Genomic DNA, 11,311 nt, shown 5'->3' on the forward strand with positions numbered 1-11,311 from the left:
GGGGAGGGCGCCTGCGTGCTCGCCTGTGGCGTGCCGCCGCTCGGCACCAGCACGACGTCGCCGATCAGCGAGGAGTGGTCCCACGGCACCTGGCGCGAGCGGGTGGCGGCGACCACGTCGGAGCGGATGCGCCGCATCGTGACGGCGATGTCGAGCCCGGGCGTCGGCAGGTGCTTGAGAAGCGCCGTGGTGAACGGGCTGTTGCGGCCCTCGCCGTCGAGCGCGACGTTGTCGGGCTGGGTCGCGTAGGCGATCATCGTGCCGACCGCGCTCTGGATCGAGGCGAGCCCGGTGCCGACCGAGGCCGAGCGGGTGCCGAGCGAGCGAGCCAGCGTGCGGGCCAGCGGATTGTCGCGGCAGGCGTCGAGGAAGACGAGATTGACCCGCGCCTCGGCCTCCATCTGCCCGAGGACCTGGCCGACCTCGACGGTCTCGAAGGAGAGGTCGCCGGGCCGCTCCAGCCTCGCGTCGACCGGCACCAGATAGTTCTTGCCGGCGACCTGCAGGCCGTGCCCGGCATAGAAGAACAGCGCCACCGACGCGCGGTCGAGCGCGCGTCCAAACGCTCGGATCTTGTCCTCGAGCGCCGCCTTGTCGAGGTCGCGGCCCTCGATCACGGTGAAGCCGAGCTTGCGGAGCGCGGCGGCGACGTCGGCGGCGTCGTTGGGCGGGTTGGGCAGCGGCGTCGCGGCCCGGTAGGCGCCGTTGCCGATGACGAGCGCGACCCGCTCCTGCGCGGCCGCCGGTCCGGCGCCGGCCGGGATCGCGACCGCGAGCAGCAGCACGGCGAAGACCGCCAGCATCCGATATCGCATGGGCATCATCGCGTCAGGCTCCCCGACGAAGCGGCGACAGGATAGCGCATCGTCCGGGGCGACGCGAAAGGGTCACCGGGGGGTGATCGGAATAGCCGGCATATGTCCGCGAAACAGCGATAAAACTGTCTGAAATCTCGCGATTTTGCCTAAGGGAAACGAAAGCCACCGGGCCTACAAGGTCGACATGGTGTCCGGAAATTCTCCTGCCGCGCGAATCCGTTCGCTCTTCTCGCATCCGACGGTTCGCTCGGTCCTCCAGCCGGCGACCGGGCTGGGGCTGCTCGTCATCGTGCTGCTGTGGAGCGGGATCGGCTACCAGCTCGGCCTCGAGCGGGAGAAGCTCGGTGCCGTGGCGCTGCAGAACACCCGCAATCTCGCCCGGGTGGTCGAGGAGCATGCGGCGCGCGCCATCACCGGGGCGGACCAGATTCTCCGCCTCGCCCGCGCCGAGATCCTGCGCAACCCCGACGGCTTCGACCTGCGCGCCTTCGCCCGCGAGGTGACGCCGCAGGGCGACGTGGCGATCCAGCTCTCGCTGATCGGCCCCGACGGCCGGCTGCGCCTGAACAGCCTGATGGTGCCGACCGCGGCGATCGACCTCTCCGACCGGCCGCATTTCGGCGCGCATCGCGACGCGGTCGGTGACGAGCTCGACATCAGCATCCCGATGGTCGGGCGGGTCTCGCATCGAACCACCCTGCAGCTCTCCCGCGCGGTCCGCGGTCCCGACGGCCGGTTCCTGGGCGTCGTCGTGGCGTCGCTCGACGCCGACTACTTCTCGCGCTTCTACGCCTCCATCGACATCGGCCGGCAGGGCACCATCATGCTGGTCGGCACCGACGGAGTGGTGCGGGCGGGCGCCGGGGCGGCCGCGCCGCTGATCGGCCGCAAGGGCGACCGCCCATGGCCGACGCTGGAGAACATCGCCAAGGTCCCGGTCGGCACCGTGGTCGGGCCGAGTCTGATCGACGGGGTCGACCGCTTCGTCGCGTTCCGCCGGGTCGAGGGGCTGCCGCTGGTCGTCTACGCCTCCGTGTCGGCCGCCGACGCGCTTGCCGACAATGCCTGGTACGTCAAGGTCTACTCGGCGCTCGCCGGCGTGCTCACGCTGGTGGTGCTCGTCGCCATGGTGCTCGCCGTGCGCCAGCGGATGCGGCTCGAACGTACGAGCGTGGCCCTGCATGCCAGCGAAGCGGTGGCGCGGCGCACCTCGCAGGAGCTCGCCGTCACGCTGGACACCATGGCGCAGGGCATCGTCATGGTCGACCGCGACGACCGCATCGCGGTCGCCAACCGCCGTGCCGCCGAGCTGCTCGGCGTTCCGGTGGAGATGCTGGCCGAACGGCCGACCTTCGATGCGCTCGTCGCCGAGATGGCGCGCCGCGGCGAGCTCGGTGTCGTCGGCGACGGCGGTGCGGGCGGCGAGCCGGCCCGGCGCCTGTCGGTCGCCTTCGGGGCCGCCGCCTCGGACACTGGACCGGTGGTGTTCGAGCGGGTCCGGCCGACCGGCCAGACCATCGAGGTGACCTGCGTGCCGATGCCGGACGGCGGCATGGTGCGCACCTACACGGACGTCACCGAGCGGCGCGCCGGCGAGCGCCGGATCGCCTACATGGCGCTCCATGATCCGCTCACCGGCCTGCCCAACCGCACGCTGTTCCGCAGCCGCCTGGAGCAGGCGCTCGACCGTCAGCGCGATCGCGGCGTGCCCTTCGCCGTGCTATGCATCGACCTCGACCGCTTCAAGGAGGTCAACGACTGCCACGGCCACGCCGTCGGCGACGCGCTGCTCCTGCGGGTCGCCCACCGGCTGCGCCGCTGCCTCGGCGAAGGCGACGTCGCGGCCCGGGTCGGCGGCGACGAGTTCGCCGTGCTGGCGGCGCGCCGTCACGGCGACGACGACCGCGCGGCGCTCGCCGGGATGATCCTCGACGCGCTGACGGCGCCCTACCGGATCGACGGCGAGGTCGTCGAGGTCGGCGCCAGCGTCGGCATCGCGCTCGCGCCGGAGGACGGTGCCGGCATGGAGACGCTGCTGCGCGCCGCCGACCAAGCCATGTACCGGGTCAAGGCGCAGGGCCGAAACGGCGTCTGCTGGGCCGGCCGCGCCCCGCGCTTCACCGGCCCCCAGCCCGTCGGCACCCGCACCGACGCGGCGTGAGGGGCGCTTCGCGGCGCCGGTGCGGTCTGTTAGAATGTTGGTATGAAGCACGCACGGATCGAGATGAACCCGGAGATCATGGGCGGCAAGCCGGTCGTCCGTGGAACGCGGATTCCGGTCGAGACGATCTTGCGCAAGCTCGGAGCCGGGATGACGACGGAGGCCGTCCTGGCGGATCATCCGCGGCTGAGCGCCGATGACATCCGGGCCGCGCAGGCGTTCGCGGCGGACTATCTCGCCGACGAAGACGTCGCCTACGGGTGAGCCCGATGCGGTGGCTCGTCGACGAGTGCGTCGATGCGGCCTTGGTGACCGTCCTGCGTGAGTTCGGTCACGATGTCCTCGACGTTGCCGAAAGAGCTCCCGGCGCGACCGATGCCGAAGTGATCGCGCTCGCCTGGTCGGAGAGCCGCCTGCTGCTGACGGAGGACAAGGATTTTGGGGATCTCGTTTTCCGGCAGGTGAAGACGGTTCCGGGTCTGGTGTTGCTCCGGATCGATCCGTCACGGGCGACGATCAAGCGAGACCGTCTCGCCGTTGCGGTCGAACGGCTCGGAGATGGGCTGTTCGGCCGCTACACGGTGATCGAGGAAGGCCGGTTCAGGAGCCGGCCGCTCCGTCTGCTCGACTGATCGCGAGCGAGTTCCTCACCCCGCCAGCGCCTGCTCCAGGTCGGCGATGATGTCCGCCTTGTCCTCGATCCCGATCGACAGGCGCACCACGTCGGGGCCCGCGCCGGCGCCGACCTTCTGGGCGTCGGAGAGCTGGCGGTGCGTGGTCGAGGCCGGGTGGATGATCAGCGAACGGGTGTCGCCGATGTTGGCGAGATGCGAGAACAGCTTCACGTTGGAGACGAGCTTGACGCCCTCGTCGTACCCGCCCTTCAGGCCGAACGTGAACACCGCGCCGGCGCCCTTCGGGGCGTATTTCTTGGCGAGGTTGTGATAACGATCGCCGGGCAGCCCCGGATAGCTCACCCAGGCGACGCGTGGATTGTTCGACAGCCATTCGGCGACCGCGAGCGCATTGTCGCAGTGGCGCTGCATGCGCAGCGGCAGCGTCTCGATGCCGGTCAGGATCATGAACGCGTTGAACGGCGACAGCGCCGGGCCGAGGTCGCGCAGGCCCAGCACCCGGCAGGCGATCGCGAAGGCGAAGTTGCCGAAGGTCTCGTGCAGGACGATGCCGTTGTACTCCGGGCGCGGCTCGCACAGCATCGGATAGCGGCGCTCGCGCGACCAGTTGAAGCTGCCGCCGTCGACGATCATGCCGCCGATCGAGTTGCCGTGGCCGCCGAGGAACTTGGTGAGCGAGTGCACGACAACGTCGGCGCCGTGCTCGATCGGCCGGCACAGATAGGGCGTGGCGAGCGTGTTGTCGACGATCAGCGGCACGCCGGCCCGCTTGGCGATCTGGCTGATCGCCGCGATGTCGGTGATCACGCCGCCCGGATTGGCGATGCTCTCGATGAAGATCGCCTTGGTCTTCGGCGACACGGCGCGCTCGAAGCTCGCGAGGTCGTCCGGGTCGGCCCACACGACGTTCCAGCCGAAGCTCTTGTAGGAGTGGTTGAACTGGTTGATCGAGCCGCCGTACAGCTTGGTCGAGGCGACGAACTCGTCGCCCGGCGTCATCAGCGCGTGCATCACCAGCATCTGAGCCGCGTGGCCCGACGCGACGGCGAGACCCGCCGTGCCGCCCTCGAGCGCGGCGACGCGCTCCTCCAGCACGGCGTTGGTCGGGTTGGTGATGCGCGTGTAGATGTTGCCGAAGGCCTGCAGCCCGAACAGCGAGGCGGCGTGGTCGACGCTGTCGAACACGTAGGAGGTGGTCTGGTAGATCGGCGTCGCCCGCGCCCCCGTGGTCGGATCGGGCTGGGCGCCGGCATGGATGGCGAGCGTCGAAAATCCGGGCTGGCGGTCGGTCATGATGGCTCCGTGCGGAGAGGGGCGGACCAGAGGAAATCGGGCCTCCGGTGTAGCCCACCGTCGGAGGGCGTCAAGGCGGCCCGCCGGAAGGCAATCTCAGCCTACGCGTTTGCCGCATCGCGAAGAAAACTGCTTCCCATGCCGATTGGAGGAGGACAGGGTTCTTTCGCGAGACTCTCACCACGTGACGCGCAGCGTTCCGGTGCCAGCGAGGGCACGGGTGTGTGCCCCGAGCTCGCCGTCGGCCTTGCCGATCAGGGTGACACCGGTGGCGAGGCGCAGCTCCGCGGCGGCGGACAGAAGGGCGAGGTCGGCGTCGGGCGCGGCACCGGCGACCACGAAGCTCGCCGTCGGCAGGGCCTGGAAGGTCGGGGTGAGGCGGCGGTCGGTCTCGTAGTAGTGCGCCCAGGCGGCGCGGCCGCGCAGGATCAGCTCGCCGAGCCGGGTCGGGGTGCGGGCATCGGCCCAGGCGCCGAGCTCGCTGCGCGGCGCCGTGACCGTCTCGCCGGCGTAGGCGAGGGCGAAGCTGCCGGCCCCGGCCGTCGCCGTCTCGGCGAAGCCCGGCATGCGGAAGGCCTGCACCTGGCCGGCCGCGTAGGGCGTGAGGCCGAGCGCCGGGCCGCCGAAGCGCCAGCCGGCCTCCAGCCGGGCGCCGAACACCTGCGGATGGAAGCGTCCCTCCAGCGTCTCGCCGGCGACCGAGACCATGCGGGTCGTCGTCGCGTCGTGCCAGGCATAGGCGAGCGCCGCCGAGACGAAGGCCGGCCCGAACTTTTGCGACCCGTAGAGGCCGGCCTGGGCCGTGTCGGTCTTGCCGTCGCCGAGCCCGGCCGTGGTCCAGCGGGTGCCGCCGCCGGCGAGCGCGAAGCCGAGGACCGCGTCGGGGGAGACGCGATAGTCGGCGCCGGCCGCGATGCCGAACACGCGGGTGTCGAGATCGTGGCTGCCGGTCGCGGCATCGCCGTCGACCCGGCCGTTGCCGCCGAAGGCGGCGCCCCAGACGGTCCACTGCGGCGCCGGAAGGGCGGCGGGCGGCGCCTTGCCGTACACGCCCGGCAGCGCGGCCGCATAGGCGCGGGCGGCGTCCGCGGGCAGGGCGCCCGTGGTTTCGCCCGCAAAGGCGAGGGTCGGGCCACCGGCGCCGGCACTGGCCCCGCTGCGCGCCGCCACGAAGGGGTCGAGCATGAGGCCGAGGAACGTGCCGGTCGCCTGCAGGCCGGCCTGGATGGCGCCGGTCGCCGGCTCGCCGGAGAGCTGCGAGAGCGCGGTCCGCAGCGGCGTCCCGGTCAGGCCGAACACGCCGAGGAAGGCGGGCGGCAGCGCCGCGCCGGCGTTGAAGGCATTGCCGAGCGAGGAGGCGACCGCCTGCTGATTCCGGTTCAGGCCCTGCACGCTGCCGAGCGCGGCGGTGAGATCGAGCACCACGTCGGTCGACGTGTAGCTCAGCTTCGCCAGGAATCCGGCCGGCAGGTTGGTGGTCGAGAGGGCCGCGAAGCTGGTGCCGGCGAGGCCGCCGGCGGCGGACAGGATCACGTAGTTGCGGGTGACGTAGGTGCCGGGCTGGAACAGCGCCGACACGGTTCCTGCGAGCGTCGCCGTGCCGGTGACATTGGTGCGATCGGCGGCGCTCGGCGACACCTCGACCTTGTAGGTGCCGGTGCTCGTGAAAGTGAGATTGCCGGCGACCGTGACGGTGCCGATCGAGTTGCCGGGCGACAACGTGCCGGCGATCACGGTGCTCGGCAGCGTGCCGGTGCCGCCGACTGTCGCGCCGGCATCGACCGTCAGGCCGCTCGACGTCGCGATCGCGCCGTTGACGATCAGGGTGCCGCCCGCGACCAGCGTCGCGCCCGTGTAGGTGTTGGTGCCGGTCAGCGTCAGCGTGCCGGCGCCGATCTTGGTCAGGCCGCCGGCAAGGGTGCCGCTGCCCGGCTTGGTGCCGAGATTCTGGATCACGCCCGAGAAGGTGGTGGAGAGATCGTTGCTGCCGACCGTCAGGGTCTTGCCGCCGACTCCCACGACGCCGGCGCCCTCGAGTGAGCCGATCGTGGTCCCGCTCGTCGCCAGAAACGAAATGTCGAGCATCCCGCCGGCGTTGACGATCTGGCGCGAGGTGCCGCCGCTGGCGTTATCGTAAAAGAAGGTGCCGGACCCGTTCGGCACGCCGCCCGACGCCCCCACATTGGTGGTGATGGTGGCGCTCCCGGCCGTCCCCGTGTTCCGAAAATCCACGATGCCGTTGTTGGTGATGGTGGCGCTGCCCGCGGTCGCCGCCGATCCCGCAAGGCCGCCGACGATCAACCCACCACCCAGATTGACACCGATCGCGCCGGCGCCGAGCGAGCCGTTGTACAGGTTGAGAGCTCCGCTGACCGACGCGGCGCCGGGCAGCGTCACCGCATGCGTGGCATCTCCGAGAACGAGGGTGCCGAAGGCTTGAACGGTCGTCGTCCCGGCGTAAGACAGAGTGCCTGTCAGGGCCAGGGCGCCGCCGCCCATCTTGGTCAGCCCGCCAGTACCCGAGATCGCGCCGCTGAGGGCCACAGGCTTGAGGTTGGTGTCGATGGTGCCACCGGCGGCGCCGAGCGTGATGCTGCGCGCCGACGTGATGAAATCCGCCGCCTTCAACGTTCCGCCATCAAACGTGAGCGTGCCGGCGGCGGCGCCGAGATTGGCATCGGAGGAGATCGCCAGCGTGCCGCCCGAGATCGTGGTGCCGCCCGAATAGGTGTTGGCGCCGGACAGAGTCACGGATTTGTTGGCGTCGGTGTTCACGATCAGGGCGCCGCTGCCGGTGATGGCGTTGGCGTAGGAGGCGCTGCCGGTGGCGCCGCCGGCCGTCGTCTGCAGCAGCGTCAGGCTGCCCGTGACGCCGATATTGCCGTCGAGCGTGCCGCCGTTGCTGGTGAGGACGTTGGTGCCGCCCGTGAACGTGATGGCGTTGGCGCGCGCGCCGGCCCCGCCGTCGGCGAGGCCGCCCGAGATCGTGCCGCTGTTGATGATGGTCAGGCCGGAGCCGACCACACCGGCGCCGCCGGCTCCCGCCGTGCCGTTGCCGCTCGGACCCGTACCGGCGGTACCGCCGTTCCCGCCGGCAATCGTGCCGGAATTGGTGATCGTCGCGGCCCCGGTCGCCTGCAGGCCCACGCCGCCATCGCCGCCCGACCCGCCGACGCCGCCGACGAAGACTGCGGTGCCGCCATTGCCGCCATTGCCGCCTGTGCCGCCGGTGATGATGGCGGTGACGCTGATCGGGCCGGCGCCGTTGACGATCACCCCATAGCCGCCGGCGCCGCCGCCGCCGCCGCCGGCGCCGATATTGCCGCCGTTGCCGCCCTTGCCGCCCTTGCCACCGGCTTGGCCTGTCACGTTCGTGCCGATGGCGGCAGGTGCAGTCACGGTGGCGCCGTTGGCGCCGCCCGCGCCGCCCCCACCACCGCTGGGGAAGGTATCATCGACGCCGTCGAGGCCGTCCTGGCCAGGGGTCGTCCCACCGGATCGGCCCGGAAGGTTCTGCGTCTGTCCGCTCGAGCCACCGGCGCCGCCGCCGGCCGCACCGCCGCCGCCGCCGCCGCTGCCGGCCGTGGAGATCGGACCGCCCGCACCGTCGGATCCGGCCGCGCCGCTGAATCCCGTGCCGCCGCTGCCCCCGACCAGATTGACATTGCCCGATCGGCCACCCGCACCGCCGTCGGCGAGGGCCGGGGTCGCCAGTGCGGCGACCAGTATGGCGGCCGGCATCAGGGTCGCGCCGCACACACGAGCGGAGCGCGCGGCGATCAGGCTGCTGCTGGACAGCAGCGCGGCCGCCGCCGATCTACGGGCAGGCGCCGGCCGACCCAATGAATCCGGCGTCGTGACATGTTCGCCCACGCGCATCGTTACCGTCTCCCGGCCTAGCCCGGATCAATCCGACACGACGGTATGGCGATCACGCTTATGGTCAAGAAAGGGCAGGGCGTACGCTGTTCTCGCGACTGCAAGCTCAGGTGAATGAAATGATTAAAAAATCTTCTTTTTCGCAAAAAATGACTGCATCGGGTGAGGTGAATTCTCCTAAGCTGTTGCAGCTGCGCGACATGCACCGCGTCGAAGGACTGCCGTCGAGCCTTTAAGAAAACAAGCTTCGACGGCCCGCCTCTTCAGCTCCGGGCCGAGCCGTCGTCCTCGCGCGGCGGCGCTGCGGTCGTGCCGCCCGCCATCGTCACCCGGCCGAGGGATAGGCGCTGCACGCCCTTCTGCGGCATCGGGGCGCGTTTGGAGGAGAGGGTGCGCGAGTTGACGCCCATCCAGCCGATCTCGGAGGAGAGGCGGCCGTACTCGATCTTCGGGCAGCGATCCATCACCACCTTGAGGCCGAGGTTTTCGGCCCGCGCCGCGGTCGTATCGTCACGCACGCCGAGCTGCAGCCACAGCACGCCGGGGCGCGGCGTCATCGCCAGCATCTCGTCGAGCGTCCCCGCCGCATAGGAGGCGTTGCGGAACAGGTCGACCATGTCGACCGGCTCGTCGATGTCGGCGAGCCGCGCGAAGACCCGCTGGCCGAGGATCTCCTGGCCGGCCAGGCCGGGGTTCACCGGGATCATCCGGTAGCCGCGCTCGAGCAGGTACTTGAAGGCGAAGTAACTGGGCCGGTTGTCCTTGGCCGAGGCGCCGACCATGGCGATGGTCCGGCACGTCGTCAGGATGCCGCGGATGTAGGAGTCAGGATAGCCGTCGTGGGTCATGGGCGCGCGCGGCCGGTTCGGCGATCCTCTGCCTCGTCACGACCGGGCGTGTCCCGGCCATCCGCGGAGGGACGCCCCTGGCTGAAAACGTGGATGCCCGGCACGAGGCCGGGCATGACGCAGAAGACGGGCCGGTGTTAGTCCGTCCCGCCGGATTTTGAAAGCCGTGCGCCGCTCAGTAGGCCGTGCCCGGCCGGTTGCGGCGGGGGGCCTTGCCCTTGCTGATCGCCGCCCGGCAGGCCGGGCTGATCTTGCGGGCGTTGCGCTTCAGGCAGCGATAGACCTTGCCGTGGTCCGGGATCGCCTCCTGGCAGTAGGTCTGGGCGTCGAACTGGCAGGCCATCTGGTCCTGGCTCGACTGGGCGTGGGCGGTGGTCGGCGACGCGCCGAGGGCGAGCAGAATGGCGAGGCCGGCGGCGGCAGGGACAAGGGCAATTCGCATGGGTCGTCGTCTCCTTTCGGGGAGGTGACACGGGGAGAGGGACTTCCGGAGAAGGATCGTCAGGGAGAGAAAGCCTTCGGTTTGCAATGAATGGGCCGGGGCAGAGGTTCCCCGGTGATGGGTGTCGCCGAGCCGGCTCACGGTTCGGTCGGGCGCGTCGACCGGTCGCCGGCCGGCCGGCGGAACAGCGCCAGCGGCCCGATCGTGACGACGCCGATCGCCGCCGTCACCACGGCATCGACGGCCGCCGCATCGAGGCACAGCGCGCCGCAGCGCCAGGCGCGTGTCGCGGTCAGCCCGAGCGAGACCGTCACGCCCCAGGCGGCGCCGGCGAGCAGCATGCGGCGCAACGCCGGCCCGTCGATCCGCGCAAGGCTTTCGCGAACCATCCGGAGCGGCGCGAGAGCAGGGCGGGCGATTGCGGCCATGGATCCTCCGTCAGCGCTCCCAGACCGGCGGGCGCTTCGCCACGAACGCGCCGATGCCTTCCTCGGCGTCGCGCGCCAGCATGTTCTCGGTCATGACTTCGGCAGCATAGTGGTAGGCCTCGGCGAGCGGCAGCTCGCGCTGCTTGTAGAACGCCGCCTTGCCGTAGCGGATCGCCACGGCCGACTTCTCCGCGATGCGCCGCGCCAGCGCCAGCGCCTCGGCGCGCTCCTGCCCGGCCGGCACCAGCCGGTTGACGAGGCCGAAGCGCAGCGCCTCCTCGGCGCCGATCAGGTCGCCGGTCAGCAGCATCTCCATGGCGTGCTTGGCCGCGACGGCGCGCGACAGCGCCACCATCGGGGTCGAGCAGAACAGGCCGATGCTCACCCCGGGGGTGCCGAAGCGGGCATCGTCGGCGGCGATCGCGAGGTCGCAGCTCGCGACGAGCTGGCAGCCGGCCGCCGTCGCGATGCCGTTGACGGCGGCGATCGCGGGCTGGGGCAGGGCGACGATCGCCTGCATCACCGTGGCGCAGCGGCCCAGGAGGTCGGCGAAATAGGCGCGGCCGCGATCCGGATCGGCCCGGTGCGCCGTCATCTCCTTGAGGTCGTGGCCGGCGCAGAACGCCGGCCCCTCGGCGGCCAGCATCACGGCGCGGACGCTGCGGTCCTGCGCGATCGCGGCGAGGGTGTCGGCGAGCGCCGCCAGCATGGCGTCGGACAGCGCGTTGCGCGCGCCCGGCCGGTCGAGCACCAGGAGCGCGACGCCGTCGGCGTCCTCGCGGCGGAGCGGGGAGGCGGTGGTCGGGG

General features: G+C 71.2%; 10 protein-coding genes. 3 read left to right on the plus strand and 7 right to left on the minus strand.

Annotated elements, in window-relative coordinates:
• On the minus strand, positions 1-824 hold an 824-nt coding region (locus CCR97_RS25030), incomplete at its 3' end, for a caspase family protein (protein WP_201159981.1).
• Between the two features lie 178 nt (positions 825-1,002).
• On the opposite strand from CCR97_RS25030, the gene CCR97_RS25035 reads away from it, so the two are divergent.
• The 3 genes from CCR97_RS25035 (at position 1,003) to CCR97_RS25045 (ending at position 3,611) form a co-directional block, all read left to right on the plus strand.
• Positions 1,003-2,979 carry a bifunctional diguanylate cyclase/phosphodiesterase gene (locus tag CCR97_RS25035; protein ID WP_111357815.1) on the plus strand — a complete coding sequence of 659 codons (1,977 nt, stop codon included), beginning with the start codon at positions 1,003-1,005 and terminating at the stop codon, positions 2,977-2,979.
• Positions 2,980-3,042: 63 nt separating this feature from the next.
• The gene (locus tag CCR97_RS25040; RefSeq protein WP_244670657.1) at positions 3,043-3,243 is read left to right on the plus strand and encodes a DUF433 domain-containing protein; all 201 of its coding nucleotides are present in this window, start codon (positions 3,043-3,045) and stop codon (positions 3,241-3,243) included.
• A 5-nt stretch (positions 3,244-3,248) separates the two neighbouring features.
• The gene (locus CCR97_RS25045) at positions 3,249-3,611 is read left to right on the plus strand and encodes a DUF5615 family PIN-like protein (RefSeq protein ID WP_111357813.1); all 363 of its coding nucleotides are present in this window, start codon (positions 3,249-3,251) and stop codon (positions 3,609-3,611) included.
• A gap of 15 nt (positions 3,612-3,626) precedes the next feature.
• Here the strand turns inward: CCR97_RS25045 and CCR97_RS25050 are convergent, their stop codons facing one another.
• The 6 genes from CCR97_RS25050 to CCR97_RS25075 form a co-directional block, all read right to left on the minus strand.
• On the minus strand, positions 3,627-4,907 hold the full coding sequence (locus CCR97_RS25050; protein ID WP_111357812.1) for an O-acetylhomoserine aminocarboxypropyltransferase: 1,281 nt from the start codon (positions 4,905-4,907) through the stop codon (positions 3,627-3,629).
• 177 nt (positions 4,908-5,084) lie between these two features.
• Positions 5,085-8,648, minus strand: coding sequence for an autotransporter outer membrane beta-barrel domain-containing protein (locus CCR97_RS25055; protein ID WP_201159982.1), 3,564 nt, complete (start codon positions 8,646-8,648; stop codon positions 5,085-5,087).
• A 401-nt stretch (positions 8,649-9,049) separates the two neighbouring features.
• Entirely contained in the window at positions 9,050-9,634 is a 585-nt protein-coding gene (locus tag CCR97_RS25060; protein ID WP_111356771.1) for a CoA-binding protein, read from the minus strand.
• A gap of 175 nt (positions 9,635-9,809) precedes the next feature.
• Complete coding sequence (locus CCR97_RS25065) at positions 9,810-10,076, minus strand: cysteine rich repeat-containing protein (protein WP_111356770.1); 267 nt, start codon at positions 10,074-10,076, stop codon at positions 9,810-9,812.
• Between the two features lie 137 nt (positions 10,077-10,213).
• Positions 10,214-10,504: a hypothetical protein gene (locus CCR97_RS25070; protein ID WP_146618715.1), complete on the minus strand. Its 291-nt coding sequence runs from the start codon at positions 10,502-10,504 to the stop codon at positions 10,214-10,216.
• Between the two features lie 10 nt (positions 10,505-10,514).
• On the minus strand, positions 10,515-11,311 hold a 797-nt coding region (locus tag CCR97_RS25075), incomplete at its 5' end, for an enoyl-CoA hydratase (protein ID WP_201159983.1).

Source organism: Rhodoplanes elegans, assembly GCF_016653355.1.
In the GTDB taxonomy this organism is placed as follows: Bacteria; Pseudomonadota; Alphaproteobacteria; order Rhizobiales; family Xanthobacteraceae; genus Rhodoplanes; species Rhodoplanes elegans.

Bases quoted from the DNA above. Each gene is read 5' to 3' on its own strand.
- CCR97_RS25050 (WP_111357812.1), bottom strand. From the start codon at position 4,907: ATGACCGACCGCCAGCCCGGATTTTCGACGCTCGCCATCCATGCCGGC.
- CCR97_RS25040 (WP_244670657.1), top strand. From the start codon at position 3,043: ATGAACCCGGAGATCATGGGCGGCAAGCCGGTCGTCCGTGGAACGCGG.
- CCR97_RS25060 (WP_111356771.1), bottom strand. From the start codon at position 9,634: ATGACCCACGACGGCTATCCTGACTCCTACATCCGCGGCATCCTGACG.
- CCR97_RS25055 (WP_201159982.1), bottom strand. From the start codon at position 8,648: ATGCCGGCCGCCATACTGGTCGCCGCACTGGCGACCCCGGCCCTCGCC.
- CCR97_RS25035 (WP_111357815.1), top strand. From the start codon at position 1,003: ATGGTGTCCGGAAATTCTCCTGCCGCGCGAATCCGTTCGCTCTTCTCG.
- CCR97_RS25065 (WP_111356770.1), bottom strand. From the start codon at position 10,076: ATGCGAATTGCCCTTGTCCCTGCCGCCGCCGGCCTCGCCATTCTGCTC.
- CCR97_RS25045 (WP_111357813.1), top strand. From the start codon at position 3,249: ATGCGGTGGCTCGTCGACGAGTGCGTCGATGCGGCCTTGGTGACCGTC.
- CCR97_RS25070 (WP_146618715.1), bottom strand. From the start codon at position 10,504: ATGGCCGCAATCGCCCGCCCTGCTCTCGCGCCGCTCCGGATGGTTCGC.